Genomic DNA, 24,010 nt, shown 5'->3' on the forward strand with positions numbered 1-24,010 from the left:
CATCTATCTTGCTAGATTCCTTATGCCCATTAAAAATCAAATTATATTCATATGAAAATCTGGCAGAAAGATAAATCCAGTACCAAAGAAGTAGAAGCTTTTACCATTGGAAGAGATCCTGAGTTTGATATCTTATTGGCTCCCTATGATGTGCTGGGATCTTTGGCACATGCCTCCATGCTGGAAAAGATAGGACTGCTGAAAGCTGAGGAACTGGACCTACTTAAAAAAGGCCTTAAGGAGATCTATGCCGAAATAATGAATAACACTTTCACCATAGCAGACGGTGTAGAAGATGTCCATAGCCAGGTAGAATTTTTACTGACCGCACGATATGGTGAGGTAGGCAAAAAGCTGCACAGTGGCCGATCGAGAAATGATCAGGTCTTAGTCGACTTGAAGCTATACTATAGGGAAGAGATCAAATCACTGATAGATGACATTAAAGCTCTCTTTGACCTTTTGGTAGCCTTAGCTGAAAAGTATAAGGAAGCCCTGATGCCAGGCTATACCCATACACAGCTGGCCATGCCTTCGTCGTTCGGACTTTGGTTTGGTTCATTTGCTGAGGGACTGGCCGAAGATTTAGAGCTGGTATTGGCTGCCTATAAGTTGGTCAACAGAAACCCACTGGGTTCGGCGGCAGGATATGGCTCATCATTCCCTCTGGACAGGACGATGACTACTGAACTGCTGGGTTTTGACGAGATGCACTATAATGTGATCAATGCGCAAAACAGCAGAGGAAAAACGGAAAAAACATTGGCATTTGCCCTTGCAGGAGTGGCCGGTACCCTTAATAAACTGGCCTCCGATGCCATCACCTATATGAATCCCCATTTTGGATTCATCAGATTTCCGGACGAACTGACTACCGGATCCAGCATCATGCCGCACAAAAAGAATCCGGATGTATTTGAGCTCATCAGAGCTAAGACCAACCAGATCCAATCAAGCCCCAATGGCATCATGCTGCAGCTGGGAAATCTGACTACAGGTTACCACAGGGATCTGCAGGTTCTAAAGGAAACCATTTTTCCAGATCTTGAAAAAATAAAATCCTGCCTTCAGATGACGCAGCTGATGCTGGAAAATATTGAAGTGAAAAAAGACATTTTAAAAGACCCATTCTATACCTACCTCTTCAGTGTAGAAGAAGTAAACAGGATGGTACTGGCCGGCCAACCATTTAGGGATGCCTATAAAGAAGTTGGGCGAAATATTGAAAAGGGGGCGTTCCATCCCGATACCGATATCGATCATAAGCATGAAGGAAGTATAGGAAACTTATGTTTGAAGGAAATCAGAGATAAAATGGAAAAAGGTTTAAAAGCTTTTGATTTCAAAAAAGTAGAAGACCAACTTCATGTTTTACTAAATACTTAATCAGAAGGCGGTAAATTTTCCGCCTTCTGTTTAAATACCTAATTCTACCTGAAACCTCAATTGCCAATTGTTATTATTGAGTCTTCCTGCAGCAGGGTCAAAAATTCTATTTTCATATGTCAAGTCACTCTGTATTTTCACTCTATGTCCTTTTAGGTATTTAGTCACCCCCAAGGTATAATGTTCTATGGTAGGAGTCATCGCATTGATTTCAGATCCTGGAGCCAAATTGGTGTACCTGCCTGCTATCTCTACATCATTATAGAAGATATAACTCGCCTGATAGTTTTGTCCCAAACCAGTGTAAACGTACCTTACATTCCCCTCTTCATTATAAGTCAACGCCATAGGTGAAGTCCTATAGAGAAATTCACTTGCAAATGCAAAACCCTGATATTTCAGTAACCAGTCCGTCATATAGGTGGACATGTCTGTAGGCTCGTACAGAAGCGTTCCTATCTGACCACCGGTGCGAAGGGTATTGTTATTTTGGCTGGAAGATATGCCTATGGATACTTTAGGTGTCCTTTCCCTAATCAGATCTCCCTCAAAATAATCGCCAAATCTTTCAAACCGTCCTAATGGAAGCAGTTCTACTCTCCCCGTATAAGATAGTCCTCCGTCTGTAGCTATAATATTTCTCCCCTCCCCCGAACTTATAGCACCACGGAGTACATAGTAGAAATTGCTAAAGAGGCGATCAGAATAAGTAGCCTGGATACCAAAATCCCTGTCTACATTTAAGGTAGCGTTTACAATGCTCCTGTCCACAAATTGGAGGTCACCTGAACTGTTTACCCTTTGGCGGTTACCGGGGAGCTTGGTCTGGCCCATTCCCAGTATCAGTTTTGGACTTATCCTGTAGAATATCATGGCATCCCTGATTACATTTGGAAATTCAGTATTGTCCCAGTCCATGTCTCCTCGTGAAAAAGAGAGCTGTATCACGTAACTCAGTCTGGGGCTATATACAAAACCATCAAAACGCAGTCTAAGCCTCCTTACTCTGGCTTCAATCTGAGTGTTTTCTCCCTCCGTAAATGTAAACCCTGCTCTATTTTGCATCCTAAACCTGATGTTCATCAAAAATAAACTATCAGGAGACATTATCCCCAATCCTTGACCGTACGTAAAATAGGGCACCTGTGAAAAGGCAAGGGGAATTGCCTGCATGATTTGAGTAGTATCATTTTCCTCCTCTGGATCAACTATTATTTGGGCCATAGCAGGTGTGATGTAAATACCCAGAGTACAGAAAAGTAAAAGAATTTTTATGTAAAATAGTAAACCTTTGGCCATAAATAGATATTAACAATAATTAAAAAGCCTAAATTAATAAATTATACCCTTTAAACACGAAGAATTTTACCGACCTTAAATAATTTGACAAAAAAGTTATCTCTATAAAATTAGGGTAAGCTTTTTGCATAGTCAGCATTCAAAAGCATCTATGGAAGGGAGAAGAATTGTTTTATATATAGCATTATTTTTAGCTGCATCTTATTTTTTCTTTGTAGGATTGGTTTTGGCAGAGCCTTTTTTGGTCCCATTATTAACGGCCTTGGTTTTGGCATTGTTGATGCTGCCGATAGCCAATAGGCTGGAAAGATGGGGATGGAGTAAAATCCTGGCCACCTCTGTTTCTACGTTGACCCTGTTAATAGTCACATTAGGCTTTATCACACTATTGATCGTACAGATCAAACAGTTTGCCGATGATTGGGACATGATGCAGTCCAAACTGGAGGATAAATTCGAAGAGATAAGTGAATGGCTAGTCAATGAAACCCCTATTGAAAAAGAACAGCTAGACCGCGTAACTCCTAAAGAAATTTCAGAAGCCAATGGAGCTGCACAGGAATATCAGGAAGAAGCTGCCCGGGAAGAAGAAGATGAAGAAGCAGAAGAAATGGGTGAACAGGCTGTCTCAGCCTTAGGAGCCTTTATGAGCTTCTCTGTAGATTTTTTGATCACCTTCGTATATGTTTTTTTTCTTATACATTTCAGGGGCAGATTTAAAGAATTTCTGTTAAGGTTATTCCCTCTGAAGAGGAGACAAAAAGTTAAAGAAGTAATTTATCAATCCTCATTTGTAAGTAGGAACTATCTGGCAGGCAGGATATTATTAGGAATTATATTGACCATTCTATATTCTATCGGATTATATATATCCGGTATGGAAAACGCCATACTGATCAGCATGTTAGCTGCAGCATTGTCCATCATTCCTTTCATTGGAAATGTAATAGGTTATGGTATTGCTATAGCAGTCAGTCTATTGACAAATGGTGATACCTCCGCCCTACTGATCATCACGGCCACATTCTTGATAGCACAGTTCATAGACAGTTACATACTACAGCCCATCATCTTAGGGGATAAACTGAATGTACATCCTTTTTTTATAATCTTGTCCGTAGTGCTTGGAAATGCCGTATGGGGAGTAATGGGCATGGTACTTTCCATTCCATTATTTGCTATAGTGGCCGTAATTTGCCGGCATGTACCTGAGCTGAATCCATTCGGCTACCTGTTCAGTAATGTAGATATTCAGGAACCTGAAACCCAAAAGAACCCAGGATAATTGACGGAGAAGCATGTATTTGATTCTTTTTCTCTTATTTTTACAGAAAAAAATTTTAAGATATGTACACGGGTATACTTCATTTACATTCCTACTTAGCTTATGTAGTGCTATTGGGTCTCACTATTAGCTTCGTCTATGCGCTTATAGGAGCATTGACCAATAGAGAATTTACAGAAAAAGACAGAAAATTTGGACTTTTTGGATTGATCCCTGCACACATACAGTTATTAGCCGGGATAGTGCTTTATATTATTAGCCCACTGGGTATTTCTAATTTTGGAGACCACACCATGGCAGATGCTACTTCAAGATTATATGCTTTGGAGCATCCTTTGATCAATATAATTGCCGTAGTGTTGATTACAATAGGGTTTAGTAAATCAAAAAAAATAGCTCCTGCCAGAAGTCGTTTTAGAAGTGTATATGTGTTTTATGGTATCGCTTTGATTTTAATTCTTTCCAGAATCCCATGGGCTGCATGGCCACATTGAGTCCCCCCCTGTTGACGCAGGACATATGATATTATAAATGAAAAAGGAGCTTGATGAAAATCAGCCTCCTTTTTTTTTTGGAACACTTAAGTTAAAACAAGGTTGTTTTATTAGAACTTATTTTTAACCTAACACCATTATTATGTCAAAAGATCAAGAATATAGTTTATTTGAGGATGTCTGCAGTTTTGTCGATGATGCAGCCCAACATATGGATTTAGAAAAATCCCTGGTAAACCACATCAAACAGTGTAACAGTGTATACAGTTTCAGCTTCCCTATAGATAATGAAGATGGAACCAAAGAAGTTTTGAAAGGTTACCGCGTGCAGCATTCTCATCATAAATTGCCGGTAAAAGGTGGAATTAGGTACAGTGATGAAGTAAATGAGGAAGAAGTTAAAGGACTTGCTGCACTTATGACTTATAAATGTGCGCTGGTAGAGATCCCTTATGGTGGTGCCAAAGGAGGGGTCAAGATCAATCCAAGAAACTACAATGAAAAACAGCTGGAAAAAATAACCCGAAGGTATACCACAGAGCTTATTAAGAAAAATTTTATAGGTCCCGCTTTAGATGTACCTGCTCCGGATTATGGTACTGGAGCCAGAGAAATGGGTTGGATCGTGGACACCTATATGACTTTTCATCCTGACAGTATAAATGCTAAAGGCTGTGTAACGGGAAAACCTCTGCCCCTTCATGGTATACCCGGCCGGACAGAAGCTACGGGAAGGGGTGTTTATATAGGATTAAGAGAAGCCGTAAGTGTAGAAGATGATATGAATGCACTTGGACTTACGGTGGGACTTGGCGGTAAGGAAGTCATCGTTCAGGGATTGGGAAATGTAGGATATTATGCTGCGCTGTTCCTTCAGGAAGCAGGAGCTAAAATCATAGGGGTAGCCGAATATAACGGAGGAATTTTTGACCCAAATGGCCTTGATATAAAAGAGTTAAAAGCTTATCAAAAAGAAAATGGCAGTTTTAAAGGATACAAAAATACCCAATTCATAGATGACAGTAGAGAAATGCTTACCTATAAATGTGACATCCTGGTCCCTGCAGCACTGGAAAACCAGATCACCAATGAAAATGCTGATAAGATACAGGCTAAAATAATAGGCGAAGGGGCCAACGGGCCTACCACACAGGAAGCTGAAAAGATTCTGATAGAAAAAGGCATATTGGTCATACCAGACATGTATTTAAATGCAGGTGGGGTTACGGTTTCCTATTTCGAATGGCTCAAAAACCTATCCAGGGTATCGTTTGGGAAACTGCAAAAGAGGTATGATATGAAAAAATATGAAATACTTATGGAAAGTATAGAAAAAGCTACAGATAGCCAGTTTACAGAAGAACAAAAAAAACTGATCATCCGAGGAGCCACTGAGGAGGATCTGGTGTATTCAGGTCTGGAAGATACCATGGTAAATGCCTATCACAGTATGAACGATATGAGAAAGAAAAAAGGAATTAAAAGTATGCGTACGGCAGGTTTTATAGTAGCCATAGAGAGAATTGCCATTAGCTACCGAAACCTGGGAATCTTCCCTTAATCAAAGAATATAAACAAAAAAACCGCTAGAAGTAAATCTGGCGGCTTTTTATATTATGATTGCGAGTAAATTTATTTTACTCTGGGACATTCTCTAGATGCTTTTTTCTCTGGATTTTTACATGGTTCTACCGCAGAGGCGTGACAAACTGGACATTCATTAACGGCTGATTCTTTTTTTAAGGTTTTCATGGTTTTTTTATTTTGGTTATACTTCATAAACGCCCCTATTTATCCAAAGTTTCTATAATATGAAATTTAGTATTGATCTAAATAATATTTAAATACATTTTAGTAGGAATTTAAGGTTTAAATATAAATTTTAGGTACTTATATATAATTATTCTAAATTATTAATAAGATCACAATCACTTCATGTATACTTAATGTTTACCTTTATACATGCAAAATGAAATATTGATAGATCTTGTGACAAAACGGATGCCTTTTGGGAAATATAAAAACAGCCTGATATGTGATATTCCCGAACATTATCTTATCTGGCTTCATCGGCAGGGATTCCCTGAAGGTAAATTGGGAATGTGGCTGAGTACCATGTATGAAATAAAACTTAATGGTTTGGACCATTTAATCACAGAACTGAAGAAGCGGTATAAATAAGTTAAATAGACCTTCTGTGTTTATCGGTATTACCTTATCCATAGTAGCGCACAGTTACTTTTATAAAAGGCCATATATAAAAAATGTGAATGGTCTACGACCATTCACAATGTTTGAGGTTAAAGTAAAAAATCAAGTTGTTTATCGTGTTAAATATAAATACTGATTTTAATAAAACAAAGAGTAATTACATTTTTTTATTTCCAATCTACTTTTTTATGTATATAATCGCTGAAAAATGATCTATATATCATACTATAATAATGCTATCATATAATGAACCCTCCATATCTCCCCTATTGAATGATATAAATGTTTTATTTACGTCTTATAGCCGTAAATAAAACCTAAAGTTAATGTTGGCTTTTAATTGGTATAGGGAGAACAAACAGCAATTTTTGACAAATCCACGACCCTCTCATTATAGGCTCCCACGTTACCTACTGCCAGTATAACTTCGTAATCAGGCCCATCCTCAGCCAAATGCACCTTAATATGACCATCAAAACTTAAGAACCTATTAAAGTCCATGATGGAGCCATCATGAAGGGTAGTTATGACGGTCTTACTAACTAGGGTACGGGCATCTACAGGTGACAGCATTTGGGCCATGGGGGCATTAGGGCTATCATATGGTCCATAATGTAGGTGAGATGGATAAAAATAAGCTTCGGTAGATGTAAGCCCTTCTAAAACCAACTCAATTTCTATACCTCCAGTTCTAAGTTCCCGTACATGTGCCATGCCTTGAATATCGAAATCACTCGCAGCCGTTAAAGAATATGACACCTGGTTTTGGGTATAAATCCCCTCTTCCTCAGAACTACAGCCCCATATGATACCAATTACCCATAGAACTATTATTTTACTCCATTTTGACTGCATGCTTATATGTTTTGGTTAATTAAAAATACTAAAAAATCCAATGCTAAACTATTGGCATTTATTTTGGCTTACAAAATAATAAATCCTAAAAACATGAGGGTATGTTTTCAACTCATGTAAACCTATAAATATCAAGGATAATGGCTAAAAGCAAAATCAAAAACGAAGAACAATACGAAGCGCTCAGGGACCAGGGATATTCTAAGGAGAAATCCGCCCGCATAGCCAATTCAGATAGTAGCAAAACAGGTAAAAAGGGAGGAAAAGCACCAAAATATGAGGATTGGACCAAAGATGACCTTTATGATAAAGCTAAAGAAATAGGAATTGAAAAGTATTCCAAAATGAACAAAGGGGAATTGATCGATGCTTTGAGGAATCATTAGCCTATGAAGCTTTTTGCCACTTTATTTGCACAGCTGGACCTTTCTAATAAAACAGGAGATAAATTAATTGCCCTTAAGGATTATTTTATAAAAGCCCCTGATCGAGATAAACTATGGGCCCTGGCTCTATTTACCCATAAGCGGCCAAAACGCCAGGTAACTACTACCAGGCTGAAAGAATGGTGTCAGGAAATTTCCGGTGTACCTGAATGGCTCTTTCAGGAATCCTACCATACCGTAGGCGATCTTGCTGAGACCATATCTTTACTCCTCCCCCCAGGCGAAGAAGGAGATGATCAAACGTTACATTTTTGGATCAATTATCTGCAGCAAATGGAAGGCTTGGATGATGCTGCGAAAAAAGATAAAATAAAAGCCGCATGGAAAGTATTGAACAAAAACGAACGCTTTGTCTTTACTAAGCTGATGACCGGTAGCTTTAGGGTGGGTGTCAGCCAACAAATGGTGACCAGGGCCATAGCAGAGGCATACCAGATGGAAAAAACCGAGGTAGCGCATCGGATAATGGGCCAGTGGTCTCCAGAGAAAATAGGATTTGAAGATTTAATCTTATATGAAAACAAAGAAGATAACCTCTCACGGCCATACCCCTTCTTTTTGGCCCACCCGCTGGAAATACAGCCTGAACTTTTGGGAGATATATCCGAATGGCAGGCAGAATGGAAATGGGATGGTATTCGGGGACAACTCATCCATAGGGAGGGGGAAGTATACGTATGGTCCAGGGGTGAGGAACTGGTATCTGATAAGTTTCCGGAATTAGTTTCATTGGGTAAAAGCTTACCTGATGGCACAGTACTGGACGGTGAAATCATTCCATTTATAGATGGGCATCCATTACCCTTCAGCGTGCTTCAAACCCGGATAGGACGTAAATCACTCTCAAAAAAAATCCTTCAGAGCGCTCCTATCTCCTTTATTGCATACGATACGCTGGAATGGAATAAGGAAGATATCCGATCCAGACCCATGAAAGAGAGAAGAGATATCCTCGAACATATTAAAGCTACCGTTCCGCATGACAGGCTCGAATTGAGCACCCTGGTAGAGGCTAAGCACTGGGAAGAGTTAGCGCAACTGAGAGAGACATCCCGTACCATGATGGCAGAAGGATTCATGCTGAAAAAAAAAGACGCTGCATATGAGGTAGGCCGAAAACGGGGCGGGTGGTGGAAATGGAAGGTAAACCCACTGACTATAGACGGCGTAATGCTTTACGCTCAAAAAGGAAGCGGGAGAAGGGCCGACCTGTATTCGGATTACACGCTTGCCGTATGGGATGGCCCTAATTTGGTGCCTTTTGCCAAAGCCTATTCAGGGCTGACGGATGCAGAAATGCGAGAGGTGGATCAGTTTGTAAAAAAGAATACCAAAGAACGATTTGGACCTGTGCGAACCGTAAATCCCATTTTAGTATTTGAAATAGCCTTTGAGGGAATTCAGCAAAGCTCCAGGCATAAGTCAGGTATAGCTTTACGGTTTCCGCGGATAGCGAGATGGAGAAAGGACAAAAAAGCAGAAGAAGCTAATACACTATCTGATTTAAAGGACTATTTGAAATTATATGGAGGATAATGCTAAGCAAATTCTAGAAAAATGGTTTGGTTCCAGAGGCTGGAAACCTTTTCCCTACCAATATGAAGCTTGGGATTCCTACCTATCAGGAAAAAGCGGGCTCTTAAATGCCCCCACAGGAAGTGGAAAAACATTCAGTTTATGGATACCGGTCCTGATAGAGTATATACAGCAAAACCCAGATTGGAGAAAGCCCAAAAAAAATGGGCTGCAACTCATTTGGGTTACCCCTTTGAGGGCACTGGCCAGAGATATCCAGAAGGCTATGACAGCTGTATGTGAGGAGATAGGACTGCCATGGACTGTTTCTATACGAAATGGTGATACATCTACCCAAGAACGGACGCAGCAGAAGAAGAAAATGCCTGAATGTTTAATCACTACACCGGAGAGCCTGCACCTGCTGCTGACCCAAAAAGATAATCCTGCGATCTTCACCAACCTGAAGGCTATAGTCATAGATGAATGGCATGAACTCCTGGCCAATAAAAGAGGGGTGCAGATTCAGCTCGCTTTGAGTTATATTAAAACCCTGCTAAAACATCCTCCAAAAATATGGGGCATATCAGCCACTATAGGAAATATGCCAATAGCTTTTTCTGCATTGCTGGGCCCAAATGCCCCTAAATTAAATATCATAAAGGCAGACATTAAAAAGGAAATTATCATAACATCCATTATCCCGGATGTAGTGGAAAAATACCCTTGGTCCGGTCATTTGGGTGTCAAAATGATAGAGAAACTTTTTCCAATCATAGAAGAAAGCAAGACCACCCTACTGTTTACCAATACGCGATCACAGACAGAAATATGGTATCAAAAATGGATGGAAAAGGCACCTCATATGGCTGGTCTGGTAGCCATGCACCATGGATCACTGGACAATGATGTGAGAAACTGGGTGGAGCAGGCACTCCATGACGGCAGATTGAAATTAGTTATCTGCACCTCCAGTCTTGACTTGGGTGTGGATTTCAGGCCAGTGGATACAGTGATACAGGTAGGAGGGCCTAAGGGAATATCCAGATTTGCGCAGAGGGCGGGACGGGCAGGACATCAGCCCGGATTGCCCAGTAAAATATTTTTTGTTCCTACGCATTCACTGGAACTTATAGAAGGAAGTGCACTGCGTCATGCCATAGCAGAGGAAAGATACGAAATACAGTATCCTATGGAGAAAAGCTTTGATGTACTCGTCCAGTTTCTGGTGACCATAGCAGTAGGTATAGGCTTTGTCAGAGATGAAATGTTTCACTTGCTTAAAGATACTTATGCATTCAGAGAGCTCACATTGGAAGAGTATGAGTGGTCACTGGAATTTGTGACAGTGGGTGGAAAATCCCTGGGTGGATATGAGGAATTTCTAAAGGTAGAAATCTCTAACGAAGGAAGGTATCAGGTCACCAGCAAAAAGATAGCCATGAGGCACCGCCTTTCTATGGGGACCATAGTCAGTGACCCCATGTTGAAAGTCAAGTACATGACCGGGGGCTATCTGGGAGTCGTGGAAGAGAGCTTTATAGCTAAGATGAAGCCCGGGGATGTTTTTTGGTTTGCAGGAAAGAGCCTAGAATATGCCATGTTAAAAGACATGACCGTTTTGGTGAGAAGATCAAAAAAGAAAACCAATACCATACCCAAATGGATGGGGGGAAGACTGCCCCTTTCTTCACAGATGTCCAAAATGCTCAGAGAAGAACTTGAACTCGCCGGAAATGATCCTTTGGCCTCAGCTGAAATCACAGCGATACAACCTATTTTAGAACTTCAAAAAGTGTTGTCCCTGGTACCTGACCAGCGCACCCTGCTGATTGAAAAAACCATCTCAAAAGAAGGTACCCATGTATTCTTCTATCCCTTTGAAGGTAGGTTTGTCCATGAAATTTTGGGAGCACTCATAGCTTATAGAATTAGTGTGAGCTACCCCATCAGTTTTAGCATTGCCATGAATGACTATGGATTTGAACTGCTTTCTGACAGTGACATACCTATTGAAGATGTTCTAGCTGAAGACCTGTTTTCATTGCATAACCTTAAAGAGGATATTTTAACCAGTATCAATGAAAGTGAAATGGCTAAAAGAAAATTTAGGGATATTGCATCCATAGCTGGACTGGTATTTCAGGGATATCCAGGTAAACCCATCACCAACAGACACCTTCAGGCTACCTCCGGGATTTTATACGGAGTATTTCAGGAATATGATCCTGAAAATTTACTTTTAGAGCAGGCACAAAAAGAAGCTTTGACCATGCAAATGGAACACGACCGTCTTATCGAAGCTGTAAAAAGGATAAACGACCAAAAAATTATCTTGAAATACACTAATAAGTTTACACCTTTTGCATTCCCTATTATGGTGGACAGACTTAGGTCCACACTCAGCTCCGAAAGTCTGGAAGACAGGGTATTAAAGATGCAGGCCCGTCTGATAAAATAATTTTTTCTTTATATATAAAAATTTGTTATCGTTATATCTAGTTATAAATTGCATTCACAAAATTCTCCCAAAGGGGGAAATAAATCTTATTATCTGAATGGTTAAGAAGTATTTCAGTATTTTATTTTTATGCTTGTGCATATGTTTATTTTTCTGGCCGAGCATTTCATATAGCCAGGATACCAAGATTTCCCTACTTTATGACCGTATTAAATCATTAGAAGAAGACACGGTTAAATTGAGATTATTGACTGAATTTGCCTGGTACATCCATCACTCAGATTCCTCCCAAAAATTTTACCTAGAGGCCATCAATTTAAGCAGGAAATTAAATGACCATAAATACCTGCCACAGAATTTAAACAGGTACGGCGTCACTTTTAGAAACCTGGATTTACAGGAAAATGCACTCGAACTGTATGAAGAAGCCCTTAATATATCCATAGCAACCGGTAATAAGATAGAAGAAGGATATGCTTATAATAATTTAGCACAAATCATTAATTATCAGGGATTACAAGAGGAGGCATTATCCTACTATACCAAAGCAGAAGCGATTTTCACCCATATCAATTATCCAGTGGGATTAGGATATACCTATAATGGATTCAGTACAGTATTCAGAGAAATGGGCCAATATGATAAAGCAATAGATGCTATCAACAAATCCATGGCTGTAAGCAATGGGAATAAAGATACCCGGGAATACCTGACAGCCATCCTGAAACGTGGTGATCTTTACGGTGAATTGAAAATGTATGAAGAGGCATTGGCAGATTACCAGTTATACCTCACTAAAGTCAAAGACCTATACCCACGCGGAGAATTGAACATCTACGGACGGATGGCATTACTGTATTATAATGAGGGAGAAGTAGATAAAGCACTACAATACGCAGACAAAGCTTTGGCTCTACATGAAAAACACCCCTCACTGGAAGTTATCTTGCCTATTTACCAGGGACTATCCAAATACTATGCCTCCATAGGCAATTATAAATCAGCTTATCAATATAATTTAGAATATTCCCAAAGTAAGGAATTGCTTTTTGAGGAAAGAATTAACCAATACCTTACCAACCATAAAATCAGAAGCCAAGATGCAGAAATAAAGGCGCTGGAACTGGACCGGCAGCTACAGGCTGACAAAAATATTTTAAAAAAGTATGTCAATTCAGGGTTAATCCTTCTTTTGATTCTAGCCACTACATTGACCATGACTTATTACCGCTCCTATAAAAATGAAAAAAACAACCTGGCGCTATTGGACGCCCAGAAAAAAGAAATACAAAAACAGGCAGAAGAACTGGATAAGCTGAACAGTGTCAAGGATAAACTCTTTTCCATATTGGCTCATGACCTGAGAGGACCACTTAATGCATTACGAGGAATGATCGAACTGTTAGAAGAAGATACACTGTCACCTGAGGAGTTTAGGGATGTCATTCCCCTGGTCAGTCAAAATGTAGGAAATAACAGTATTCTACTGGAAAACCTATTGATTTGGTCCCGAAGCCAAATGCAGGGAATGCAGACCCTCCCGGAAATTGTAAAGATCAAACAGGTCTTATCAGATAATTTTGAATTTATTGACCCTTTATCAAGAAAAAAAGATATCATCATAGATAATCACATAAGAGAAGATGTATTGGTAAAAGCGGATAAAGGAATGGTGGATATTGTGATGCGAAACTTATTGACCAATTCCATAAAATTCACCCCCGCAGGCGGAAACATCATCGTAGATGCCGAAGATGAAGGTGACAGCTGGAAGATCATCATTTCAGATTCAGGGGTAGGCATAGCCGCTGAGAACCTATCCAAAATTTTCAGCAACAAGTTTTTTACCACCACCGGTACCCATAAAGAAAAAGGCAGCGGCTTGGGCTTGATCCTTTCCAAAGAATTAATAGAAAAGAACAATGGCAAAATCTGGCTGCACAGTATAGAAGGCGAAGGGACCACCTTCTATTTCACCTTTCCAAAAGCTTAAATTTCTACCGTAAATGTCTCTATGGCTTTATATTTCCCTTCCAGGTACACCTTATTTCGATCTTCCCTAAACTTACATATAAATTTTCCGCCTCTTCTGCTCAACTGCAAAGAAGACAGATCATCTGATTTTAACTTTTTGGCCCAGAATGGTACCAGTGCTGCATGGGATGATCCAGTGGCATGATCTTCTAACTGATGCACATGTGGAACTAAAGTCCTGCTTACAAAATCCACTTCAAGACCTGGAGCGGTAACGGCATACCCGAAAATATCACTGTTCCGAAGTTTTTCAAAATCAGGATTCATTTTGGATAAAATCCTTTCACTTTCCACCATGATGATGTGTTTACCATCAGTTTTGTACATAGCTAGAATAGGTATCCCCAATCCCTCTTCTATAGCGTCGGGTACATCTATCTCTTCCAAGAGATGTATAGCCTCCAACTCTATGATAAATGTATCCGTCATCTGCCACTGCACCCTTATTATACCCTTCTTATGGTGCAGTGTAAATGGATCGTGAGCGTTAAATTTTTTACCTAAAAAAATAGCCGCTGCAGCAGCACCATGACCACAAAGGATGATTTCGTCATCTACTGCATACCACCTTACATGGAAATGGCCATCTTGACCTTCCACAGGCCATAAAAAAGTAGTGGCGGGCTGTTTGTTTTTCTTTGCGACGTGCTGCATCTGCTCCTCTGTCAAAGGAGTCTTGGTGTAGATACATGCCGCGGGGTTACCCGTATATCCCCTTTTTTTATCCGTAAAAACAGCAATCACTTGACCGTTTAATATCATAGACATTTCATTCATTTATAAATACAACTTCCTAATATGGATACGCACTAACTTATAAAAAGATATAGCAGATCAATTAGCCCGCCAGAAATAAGGTGTAAATAAAACCAATATGGTAAAAAGCTCCAATCTTCCCAAAAGCATCAAAAAACATAAAAATAATTTTGCAAAAGGGGAGAAAAAAGCAAAATTATCCATCGGGCCTACCAGTCCGATCGCCGGTCCCACATTTCCAAGCGAGGTAGCTACCGAACCAAATGAAGTAATAAGGTCATAGCCGGCCAATGACATCACTATAGTGCCAAAAACAAATATGGCGAGATAAATTAATAGGAAATTCATAATATGGGTGATCACTTTTCCTGTCACCCTGTCTCCGTTGATTTTCAGTGGCACCACTGCTCTGGGATGCACGATCCTTTTAAATTCCAGATAGCTGTTTTTGACAAATGCCAGGTGTCGGACAAATTTTATTCCGCCGCTGGTAGAGCCTGCACAGGCACCTAAAAAAAGTAACATGAAGAAAATAATCACCAAACTATCATGATAAGACAGGTAATCTGCCGTAACAAATCCAGTAGTAGTGATTAAAGATACCACCTGAAACAGGGCGTCTCTAAAAGCTTTTTCCATTGGGTCACATGTCAAAAAATAAATAGGTACAGTCAATACTACCACTATAAAAATGACTACAAATAGATAAGTACGGAATTCATCGCTTGCCCATACCTGTCTAAACTTCCCCTTTAGTCCGAAATATATAATGGTAAAATTGGTGCCGGCCAAAAACATAAAGACAATGGCTATATATTGGATAGCCGGAATATCAAAATGCGCCATACTTGCATTTTTGGTAGAAAACCCTCCTGTCGCCATGGTGGTCAAAGCGTGGTTTACCGCATCGAAAACTGACATCCCCGCCAGTTTATAAAGCACCATAAGGACTAAAGTAAGTCCCACATAGACAAACCATAATCTTTTGGCAGTCTCCCTGATGCGTGGATGCAGTTTATCAGAAGTGGGCCCGGGAGATTCTGCCACGAAAAGCTCAATACCCCCTATGCCCAAAAGGGGGAATATGGCTACCGTCAGTACGATTATACCAAGGCCTCCTATCCATTGGGTCATGCTTCTCCACGTCAGGATACCCACCGGTACAGACTCTATATCTTCCAGGATGGTGGCCCCAGTGGTGGTCAATCCAGATATGGTTTCAAATACTGCATCAGGCCAATAGGGAATAGACCCACTGAAAAGATAGGGAATCATCCCAAAAATAGACATGAATATCCAGCTCAAAGATACAATAAGATATCCTTCTCTTTTCCTTATATTCTCATCCTGTTTGGCAAATGACGAAAACATCAGTCCACCACTTAAGGCTGAAATGATGGCGGAATATACCAATGCCATCAGATCATTGCTACCATAGTATACGGAGAAAGCAATGCTGGGCAGCATCAAAATCCCTAACAATACCAATAAGACGCCAATTATTTTCCCAATAGCTTTATAATGGATCATCGATCAATGGAAAAGTTTATCAAGAATTGGTTTAGCCTCCGGCAGCGCAAAGACAATAGCTTTATCATTTATCTCCAATGTAAAGGTACCATCTGGAATAAAGACTTCTTCACCGCGGATTACACCAGCTACTATGGCTGTATTAGGAAAGTGAAGTTCCATCAAAGGTTTTTTTGTAAGCCGGTTATTCTTTGTCACTACATATTGGACAAATTCAGCCTCTACGCCGTAGATCCCGGATATGGCTTCCACATTCCCCTTACGAAGGTATCGGCTTACCTGGTTAGCTGCCACCAGTTTTTTATTGATCAGGGAATCTACCCCTATACTGTGTGATATATGGATATATTCCCGCGTATCGACATGGGCTATGGTTTTATACACACCATGGTTCTTAGCGCTCAGACTCGTGATGATATTGGTTTCAGAACTTTCGGTAAGGGCCAAAAATCCGTCCATTTCTTCAAGGCCTTCTTCTATAAGCAAATCCACATTTTTGTAATCCCCATGTATGACCAAAGAATTTGATAACCGCTCACTGAGCCATTTGCACCTTTCTTTGTCTTTATGGATAAGTGTCAGTCTGTAATGGGCTTCTAGCTTTATAGCAGTGGAAAATGCGAGGTCATCCCCCCCTATCATCATTACATTTTTTATATTGATCTCCTTATGCCGGATAAGTTTTTTTATAGAGTCTACCGCTTTTTTATTGCTGATAAAAAATACGTGGTCATTGTTTCTGATGATGGTATCCCCCTTGGGGATGAGTGTAATCTGATCCCTGATGATCGCTATGATCCTGATGTCCTCAAAGATCGGATCTGTACTGGAATCTGAAAGTCTTTTGTTGATCAGCGGCGAATACCTGTCTAAAGTAAGCCCGACTACATTCAGTTTTCCTCCTTCAAACTCAAACACATCCGAAAAAGTAGAATTTTTCATCATCTTCACTATCTCTGTACTACAAAGCATCGAAGGAGAAATGATGGAATCTATCCCAAGGTTGCGGAAGTATTCCTGATTATTTACATCTAGATAGTCATGGTTTCTTACACGTGCCACCACCTTTTTTGCCCCTAGTTGCTTGGCCAGCATCGCAGTCACCAGATTAGTTTTTTCCGAAGTCGTCACTGCCAATACCAAACTGGCCTGGTTTACATTGGCTTTTCTAAGAATATCTATAGAGGCAGAATCTCCCCATATGGTCAGGACATCCAATCTGCTGGAAATATTATCGAGTATGTCTTTTTCCGTATCGATCAGGATGATATCCTTGTTTTCGAAACTTAATTGTTCCGCAAGGTGATATCCCATATCTCCCGCTCCGGCTATTACTATATTCATACCCATAAATGGATCCTAATAATTATTTATTAAAGCAAGGGCAAATTTATCACATATTTACCAATCATTACTATAACAGGTCAACTTTAACCATTCAGAACCATTTATATTACCTACAAAATTGTTTAATGTATTTCTGAGCCGTCATGCCACCTTCAGAGACAGATTTATTCCAGTTTTTACAGGCTTCATCTTTATTTTTGACCTGATAATAAGCTATGCCCCTATTGGTCAGAATATCTGGATTTCCCGGACTTAATTGCAATGCATAATCGTAATCGGTAATGGCTCTTTGAAATTCTTTTGTTTTTAAATAGGCATTCCCCCTATTAAAATGGTAACCATATACCTGATGAAAATCCTCCCCGTTGATTTTGCTGTATCCTATGGCACGGGTAAACAGTTTGATCGCATGGGCATAATCCTGTTTTTCATAAAATAGGTAACCCAGATAATAGGTCAACTCATCATCTTCCTCAAATATATAGGTGCCTTCCTCCAGTATGGTGAGTAATTTGGATTTGTCTACATTAGTTTGATTGTAGGCTTTATAAAGATTGATATAGGCAGGATGAAACGTCCCGTCGACTGAAATGGCTTTTTCAAGATCGGCTATGGCGGCCAGAAAGTTCCCCGCTTCTATATGCTGCAGACCTTTTTGAGTCAGTGATATGGCCTCTTCCCTATCCTCTATATTTACTTCATATTCCTTCTGAGCAGCGGCATGAAACACCACTACCAATAGCAAACTTACCGTTAAAATAATTTTATCCATCATGCTTGATAATCGGATCAAATGACTTTCCGTTCCTTTATATATCTTAAATTTCCCTAATAAATAAACAATTAATGTAATTACCAAAAATTACTGCCAATGTCAAAACAACCACCATCCGCTCTCTGAAAGGTCTTAAGGTTTTTACCTCTTAAATAATAATCTCCCCTACAAACCCATCATTTCATGTATAGATTCAAAAAAATTACGAACTTGAAAGATTAATCAAAGTTAAGCATGAAGCATATAAAATTTTTGGGACTGGCCATGGCATTAGCGCTATATTCCTTACCTACTTTTTCCCAGAACATCGTCAATAATGAAATAGGTGGCTGGATCATGGTTTTTAACAGGATACGTTTCCATGACAAATGGAGTATGCACAATGAAGTCCAGGACCGGTTTTATGATGTGGCGGGAAGAGGAGAACAGCTGCTCATCAGGACAGGGTTTAATTATCACTATTCAGATAAGTTATGGCTTACTGCTGGATATGGGTATATAGAAAACTATCCCACTACCGATGCAGGGGGAAGAAAGGTAGTGGAGCACCGGATCTGGCAACAGGGGCTATACTTCCATGCTCTTGGCAGAGTGGCCCTGGAGCACAGGGGTAGACTGGAACAGCGTTTCGTAGGGGATCGCTACAGGAACAGGATCAGGTACAGGTTATTGGCCACTTTGCCTCTTAATAAAGTCAGGATGCAGCCTAAGACTGTGTTTTTGGCTGCCTATAATGAAATATTCTTCCATTTTGAAGATCAGCCATATGACCGTAACAGGCTATATGGTGCTATAGGTTACCAGTTTACTACCTCCACTCATCTTCAGGCAGGCTATATGGCCCAGAATTTTGCCAATGTGACCAAAGGATATCTCCAGCTTATGCTTACCTCAAATTTATACCTATTGGGAAAATAAGATATGATCCAGCAAAATGGGTTTTGAGTTCAGAAAAATTAAATATGCGCCTGGTCCAGGTTCTTTAGTCACTGCGGCCTTTATTGGCCCCGGAACAGTAACGGTCTGTACGCTGGCAGGGGTAAATTATGGACTGGAACTCCTTTGGACCCTGGCACTTTCTGTTATAGCAACGGTAATTTTGCAAGAAATGGCAGCAAGGCTTGGGCTGGTCTATAAGAAAGGCCTTGCCTCTATAATAAGAGAGCAATTCCAAAAGCCACTTTCCAGATACCTAGCTATAGGCTTGGTTATTATGGCTGTTGTCTTTGGTAATGCAGCATATCAGGCCGGCAATATTACCGGTGGCGCCATGGGTGCCGAACTGATCTTTGAGCTGCCCCTCATACCCTCTTATGGCTTTGCTATCAATATATTCAGCTTAATGATCGGGCTGCTGTCAGGAGTATTTTTATATGCCGGAAACTATAAGCTGGTAGAACGGGTCATGATGGTGCTGGTGGTGATAATGAGCATATCCTTTATCACAGCTGCATTTATGACCAGACCATCTCTTACTGATCTTATGCGAGGGTTCTCCCCTACCTTATCTGGTGACAATATGCTTACTATAGTAGCTCTTATAGGGACGACTGTGGTTCCTTACAATCTTTTTCTGCACAGCGCACTGGTGGCAGACCGATGGAGCAGGCCTGAAAATCTAAAGTCGGTCAGGCTCGACACCATAGTCAGTATCATTCTGGGCGGATTGATATCTCTGGCCATTTTGATCACGGCCGCTGCCAGTCAGGCCCAGGAAGTCAACAGTGCTAAAGATCTAGCGTTAAGCCTTACGCCTATGTATGGCCATGCGGCCAAGTATATGATAGCCATCGGACTATTTGCTGCAGGAATCACCTCAGCCATGACAGCTCCTTTGGCTGCAGCATTTGTCGTCTGTGGCTGCTTTGGATGGCCACAGCATGTAAAGTCTGCCCCTATGAGAATCACCATGGGCCTCATACTATTGACCGGATTGGCCCTGGCTTCTTTGGGCATCAGACCTGTAGAACTCATCACATTTGCCCAATTGACTAATGGTATACTCCTCCCATTGGTGACTGGTTACATTTTGTATTTAGTTAACCAGTACAGTATCTTGGGTAAACATAAGAATAAATGGAGGCATAATATATTGGGATTTAGCATATGGATCATTACCTTAATATTGGGAAGCAGAAGTGTGTTAAAAGTACTTGAAGACTGGATATGAATCATATAGACCTTAACTGTGATCTGGGAGAAGGGATGGAAACAGATGGACTGATTATGCCCTATCTTACCAGTTGCAACATCTCCTGTGGAGCTCATGCCGGGGATCGGGCAATCTTAGCCCAAACACTGATAAAAGCTAAGCAGTACAGTTTAAAAATCGGGGCCCATCCGTCTTACCCTGACAGGGAAAATTTTGGCAGAATGGACATTCCTATGTCGCTTGCAGATCTGGAAGAAAGCCTTCTGGACCAATTGCTCGCATTCCAGATGGCTGCGATACAATCAAACGTTACTATCCACCATATCAAACCCCATGGAGCCTTATATCATCAGGCAGCCAAAAGCCCAGATACGGCCAAAGTGATCTTAAAGATCATGCAACAGCATTTTCCTCATCTTATCCTATTTGCCCCACCTTCCTCAGTCATATCTTTGCTGGCTAAAGAATATGGCATCAGCGTTTGGTCAGAAGCTTTTGCTGACCGAAACTACGCCGATGATCTCAGCCTTATCCCCAGAAGCCATGCAGAGGCTTTGAAAATGGATATTCTGGACATACTTGCCCATATAGACAATATGATGAACCAGCACCAGGTAGTCACACTGAGTGGTAAATCACAGCCTATTAAAGCTGATACGATCTGTATCCATGGAGACCACCCCCATGCTGAGTCCATTGCCAAAGCTATCCATCAACACTGGAATGCTAATTTATGATCAGTTTTTATTGTATATCACCATATATCCTGGAAATATCATGGAAACCTAATGTCAACGACCAGACGCTGTATGAGATACTGGCATTTCAAAAAGTACTGAGCAAAGTTTATAAAGATGATCTAAAAGACTGCGCCAGTGGATACCATAGTCTCTCACTGCATTTCAGGTATGCCTATGACCGATCAGTGGTACTGCCGCAACTATCAAAGCTTTATGAAATACTGGATGTACCCGACCACATGAAGGTTGCCTGCTGGCCTATACCTGTCTATTATAATGGAAAAGACCTAAATAGTCTATCCTCTGCATTACGGTTATCTATAAAGGAAATTATATCATTACATACCATGCAGGAATACCGTGTTCATTTTTACGGCTTCATGCCTGGATTCCTTTACTTAGGAGGTCTGCATCATAGCCTTCATCACCCTAGGAAGCAAAATCCAGATGCCATGGTGCCCCCAGGTGCTGTAGCCATAGGAGGAGCACAAACCGGCATCTATCCTCTGGAGAGTCCAGGCGGCTGGCATATCATAGGAAGCTGCCCCATAAAAATTTTTGATCCAAAAAAGTATCCCTTGGTAAGGATAAATACGGGTGATAAAGTCCGATTTTATCCAATAGACGAATATGAATATGAGAAAATAAAAAATCAGAACACAGGGTTAATTCCTGATACCGCTAATGGCTAGGGTCACCTTACTCCAACCAGGTCTATTTACCAGTATCCAGGATACTGGCAGGTATGGATTCTCCAGCTTGGGAGTTCCTTCAGCAGGTGCTATGGACCAGTATGCTCATTCGATGGCCAACCTCCTGCTGGGAAATCCTGCGGAGGCAGCCTGTTTAGAAATCACCCAATCAGGACCTGTGCTGGAATTTTCTGATGAAACCATCGTTTTATTCTCGGGTGCCATCACTCCTGTATCTTTAAATAAAGGAGCATGGAAGCAGGCAAATCACCATTGGCTTTCTATATCAAAAGGAGATGTGCTGCAGATAGGGTATTTAAAGCATGGTTTGAGATCTTATATGGCTATCAAGGGAGGCTTTTATTCTGAATTTATCTTGAGAAGCAGGAGTCAATCCAAAGGCATAACCCCCCATGAACGGCTCCTAAAATTTGATACCGTATCATACGATTCAAATCCCCTTCCCGTCACCTTTCCCACCACACGCGTAAAACCTGCATATCCTTGGATAAACGATAGCCCTATTGACGTATATCCGGGGCCCGAGTTTTCCTTATTAAATGAAGAAGTTCAAGGTCAAATATTTCAAAATAGGTATACCATATCCCTGCACAGCAACAGAATGGCGATCATCCTAGAGGAAAGGTTACCTAATCATTTACCCCAAATACTCACACACCCTGTTTTCCCAGGCACGGTGCAATTGACCCCTGCTGGAAAATTAATCCTGCTAATGAGAGACGCCCAGGTGACAGGAGGCTATCCGCGTATCTTTCAAATCAAGGAAGAGCATCTTAATTACCTTGGGCAAATGTCCATAGGTGCTACGTTTAGATTTAGTCTGAAGACATTCTAAAACCTTTGTTTAGTCAGCTGCTCATTTAAAAATGCCTTTAATTCATCGCCTTCCATTACCTGCACCTCCCCAGGCAATCCTAATATAAACCTGGATATACCTGGAAATTCCGCTATATCATGTTCAAAATAATAAAACTGCCTATGGGCCGTCGTGGTAAACGGCCTGGCTTCTGGGTATTCCTCGATCAATAGTTGATATGCTTTTTTAGAGAGTTTAAGTTTTACATGATATTTGGCAGTACCAGAAAAACCAAAAAATTCATCTCCATACCCGATGTGCAGACTTTCGTATTGATGCTTTTTACTCGTCACTTCGAGCTCACTGATCCTTTCTAGTTTGAACTTTTTCATAGATTTGGTTTCGACCTCAAAGGCATGTATGTATTCATAATCCTTTGAAAAGCCCACAGGCTCTATCCTCCTGTTTTTCTCCGAATCACTGTTCAAAGAATAATAATCTATCAACACCACCTGATATTTACGCTTTACAGCCTCAGCCAGTTCATCTACGAACACCCCGAGCTTGGCATTGAATATTCTTTGGGCACCCAGTTCCAATGGTGAGCGGGCAATGACTTTCTTCAAAATAGATTCTTTGAGTAGATTTTTTTTACCGGATTTTGAGATGGCCTGGGCCAAAAATGCAGATTCTTCCTCTGTAAAGGTACCATAAAAGGAATCTGTCAAACTATCCGTTCTATCCACTATTCTGAATTTACCAAACTGTTTCTCGATCTGAAATCCTAGAGCTTCCAAAAGATTAAAATAGCGGTAAACAGTACGGGGATCGGTATCAAGTGATTCACCTAATCTTTTGACTGACTTTCCGGCATTAGTCTTTAATAAATTGATGAGTTTAAATACTCTTAGGATCTTCTGCTGCTCTATCTGGTTTTCCTTTGCCATATCATATTGCATTTAGGCATCTAAGATAATATTAATATGGATAACCATTATTTTTTTGACACATATAGTCAAAATACAAGAATTTAAAGTACGCCTTCAGATATTTGGTTATAAAAAATGAATCCGGCAGGAGGCAAACTTCATCCATTGCCTGTCATAAATGTCCATTTAGGGCGTTATCCATGAGAGATCCTCACAAATAAGGTCCCCGGGTCGGGAACTACTTTACCCCGCTACGTTTCTGCTTATTAATTTTAAAAAAATATAA

22 protein-coding genes are annotated in these 24,010 nt (G+C 40.5%); 14 read left to right on the forward strand and 8 right to left on the reverse strand.

Features of this window, described 5'->3' with window-relative positions; all coding sequences use genetic code 11:
• Window positions 1–51 precede the first annotated feature (51 nt).
• Window positions 52–1,386, forward strand: coding sequence for an argininosuccinate lyase (gene argH / locus EL17_RS01215; protein WP_035068877.1), 1,335 nt, complete (start codon window positions 52–54; stop codon window positions 1,384–1,386).
• 30 nt (window positions 1,387–1,416) lie between these two features.
• Here the strand turns inward: argH and EL17_RS01220 are convergent, their stop codons facing one another.
• Window positions 1,417–2,610 (reverse strand): porin, encoded by a 1,194-nt coding sequence (locus EL17_RS01220; RefSeq protein WP_164674888.1) that lies wholly within the window; start codon window positions 2,608–2,610, stop codon window positions 1,417–1,419.
• Window positions 2,611–2,836: 226 nt separating this feature from the next.
• Here EL17_RS01220 and EL17_RS01225 point away from each other — a divergent pair, with 226 nt between their 5' ends.
• The 3 genes from EL17_RS01225 to EL17_RS01235 all read left to right on the forward strand — a co-directional run bounded on the left by EL17_RS01225 (window position 2,837) and on the right by EL17_RS01235 (window position 6,025).
• On the forward strand, window positions 2,837–3,970 hold the full coding sequence (locus EL17_RS01225; protein ID WP_051719691.1) for an AI-2E family transporter: 1,134 nt from the start codon (window positions 2,837–2,839) through the stop codon (window positions 3,968–3,970).
• A 62-nt stretch (window positions 3,971–4,032) separates the two neighbouring features.
• Window positions 4,033–4,464, forward strand: coding sequence for a hypothetical protein (locus EL17_RS01230; protein ID WP_035068883.1), 432 nt, complete (start codon window positions 4,033–4,035; stop codon window positions 4,462–4,464).
• A gap of 142 nt (window positions 4,465–4,606) precedes the next feature.
• The gene (locus tag EL17_RS01235) at window positions 4,607–6,025 is read left to right on the forward strand and encodes a Glu/Leu/Phe/Val family dehydrogenase (protein WP_035068886.1); all 1,419 of its coding nucleotides are present in this window, start codon (window positions 4,607–4,609) and stop codon (window positions 6,023–6,025) included.
• 71 nt (window positions 6,026–6,096) lie between these two features.
• Here the strand turns inward: EL17_RS01235 and EL17_RS23375 are convergent, their stop codons facing one another.
• On the reverse strand, window positions 6,097–6,243 hold the full coding sequence (locus EL17_RS23375) for a hypothetical protein (RefSeq protein ID WP_164674889.1): 147 nt from the start codon (window positions 6,241–6,243) through the stop codon (window positions 6,097–6,099).
• Between the two features lie 183 nt (window positions 6,244–6,426).
• On the opposite strand from EL17_RS23375, the gene EL17_RS01240 reads away from it, so the two are divergent.
• On the forward strand, window positions 6,427–6,645 hold the full coding sequence (locus tag EL17_RS01240; RefSeq protein WP_035068888.1) for a DUF3820 family protein: 219 nt from the start codon (window positions 6,427–6,429) through the stop codon (window positions 6,643–6,645).
• Window positions 6,646–7,011: 366 nt separating this feature from the next.
• On the opposite strand, the gene EL17_RS01245 is transcribed toward EL17_RS01240, so the two are convergent.
• Window positions 7,012–7,530 carry a hypothetical protein gene (locus EL17_RS01245; protein ID WP_035068891.1) on the reverse strand — a complete coding sequence of 173 codons (519 nt, stop codon included), beginning with the start codon at window positions 7,528–7,530 and terminating at the stop codon, window positions 7,012–7,014.
• A gap of 140 nt (window positions 7,531–7,670) precedes the next feature.
• Between EL17_RS01245 and EL17_RS01250 the strand changes: the two genes are divergently transcribed.
• From EL17_RS01250 to EL17_RS01265, 4 genes are all read left to right on the forward strand, one after another.
• Window positions 7,671–7,916, forward strand: coding sequence for a DUF7218 family protein (locus EL17_RS01250; protein ID WP_035068893.1), 246 nt, complete (start codon window positions 7,671–7,673; stop codon window positions 7,914–7,916).
• 3 nt (window positions 7,917–7,919) lie between these two features.
• Window positions 7,920–9,512: an ATP-dependent DNA ligase gene (locus tag EL17_RS01255; RefSeq protein ID WP_035068895.1), complete on the forward strand. Its 1,593-nt coding sequence runs from the start codon at window positions 7,920–7,922 to the stop codon at window positions 9,510–9,512.
• On the forward strand, window positions 9,502–11,952 hold the full coding sequence (locus EL17_RS01260; protein WP_035068897.1) for a ligase-associated DNA damage response DEXH box helicase: 2,451 nt from the start codon (window positions 9,502–9,504) through the stop codon (window positions 11,950–11,952). The genes EL17_RS01255 and EL17_RS01260 overlap by 11 nt, the downstream gene beginning before the upstream one ends.
• Before the next feature lie 238 nt (window positions 11,953–12,190).
• On the forward strand, window positions 12,191–13,945 hold the full coding sequence (locus tag EL17_RS01265; protein ID WP_164674890.1) for an ATP-binding protein: 1,755 nt from the start codon (window positions 12,191–12,193) through the stop codon (window positions 13,943–13,945).
• Here EL17_RS01265 and EL17_RS01270 read toward each other — a convergent pair.
• The 4 genes from EL17_RS01270 to EL17_RS01285 form a co-directional block, all read right to left on the reverse strand.
• Complete coding sequence (locus EL17_RS01270; RefSeq protein WP_051719708.1) at window positions 13,942–14,754, reverse strand: PhzF family phenazine biosynthesis protein; 813 nt, start codon at window positions 14,752–14,754, stop codon at window positions 13,942–13,944. The two genes, EL17_RS01265 and EL17_RS01270, sit on opposite strands and share 4 nt — an antisense overlap.
• Before the next feature lie 66 nt (window positions 14,755–14,820).
• On the reverse strand, window positions 14,821–16,272 hold the full coding sequence (locus EL17_RS01275; RefSeq protein ID WP_035068903.1) for a TrkH family potassium uptake protein: 1,452 nt from the start codon (window positions 16,270–16,272) through the stop codon (window positions 14,821–14,823).
• Window positions 16,273–16,275: 3 nt separating this feature from the next.
• Window positions 16,276–17,622: a Trk system potassium transporter TrkA gene (gene trkA / locus EL17_RS01280; protein WP_035068906.1), complete on the reverse strand. Its 1,347-nt coding sequence runs from the start codon at window positions 17,620–17,622 to the stop codon at window positions 16,276–16,278.
• A 103-nt stretch (window positions 17,623–17,725) separates the two neighbouring features.
• On the reverse strand, window positions 17,726–18,394 hold the full coding sequence (locus EL17_RS01285) for a tetratricopeptide repeat protein (RefSeq protein ID WP_240485907.1): 669 nt from the start codon (window positions 18,392–18,394) through the stop codon (window positions 17,726–17,728).
• Between the two features lie 234 nt (window positions 18,395–18,628).
• On the opposite strand from EL17_RS01285, the gene EL17_RS01290 reads away from it, so the two are divergent.
• The 5 genes from EL17_RS01290 to EL17_RS01310 are packed head-to-tail and all read left to right on the forward strand — an operon-like array spanning window position 18,629 to window position 22,834.
• Window positions 18,629–19,312: a DUF2490 domain-containing protein gene (locus EL17_RS01290; RefSeq protein WP_051719693.1), complete on the forward strand. Its 684-nt coding sequence runs from the start codon at window positions 18,629–18,631 to the stop codon at window positions 19,310–19,312.
• 16 nt (window positions 19,313–19,328) lie between these two features.
• On the forward strand, window positions 19,329–20,564 hold the full coding sequence (locus tag EL17_RS01295) for an Nramp family divalent metal transporter (protein ID WP_035068908.1): 1,236 nt from the start codon (window positions 19,329–19,331) through the stop codon (window positions 20,562–20,564).
• Window positions 20,561–21,283 (forward strand): 5-oxoprolinase subunit PxpA, encoded by a 723-nt coding sequence (pxpA, locus tag EL17_RS01300; protein ID WP_035068910.1) that lies wholly within the window; start codon window positions 20,561–20,563, stop codon window positions 21,281–21,283. The genes EL17_RS01295 and pxpA overlap by 4 nt, the downstream gene beginning before the upstream one ends.
• Window positions 21,280–21,978: a 5-oxoprolinase subunit B family protein gene (locus tag EL17_RS01305; RefSeq protein WP_051719694.1), complete on the forward strand. Its 699-nt coding sequence runs from the start codon at window positions 21,280–21,282 to the stop codon at window positions 21,976–21,978. The genes pxpA and EL17_RS01305 overlap by 4 nt, the downstream gene beginning before the upstream one ends.
• On the forward strand, window positions 21,971–22,834 hold the full coding sequence (locus EL17_RS01310; RefSeq protein WP_035068912.1) for a 5-oxoprolinase subunit C family protein: 864 nt from the start codon (window positions 21,971–21,973) through the stop codon (window positions 22,832–22,834). The genes EL17_RS01305 and EL17_RS01310 overlap by 8 nt, the downstream gene beginning before the upstream one ends.
• Here the strand turns inward: EL17_RS01310 and EL17_RS01315 are convergent.
• Window positions 22,831–23,742 carry a helix-turn-helix transcriptional regulator gene (locus EL17_RS01315; protein ID WP_035069049.1) on the reverse strand — a complete coding sequence of 304 codons (912 nt, stop codon included), beginning with the start codon at window positions 23,740–23,742 and terminating at the stop codon, window positions 22,831–22,833. The two genes, EL17_RS01310 and EL17_RS01315, sit on opposite strands and share 4 nt — an antisense overlap.
• Window positions 23,743–24,010: the final 268 nt, after the last annotated feature.

The sequence above is a fragment of the Anditalea andensis genome (genome assembly GCF_000714815.1).
Taxonomy (GTDB): domain Bacteria; phylum Bacteroidota; class Bacteroidia; order Cytophagales; family Cyclobacteriaceae; genus Anditalea; species Anditalea andensis.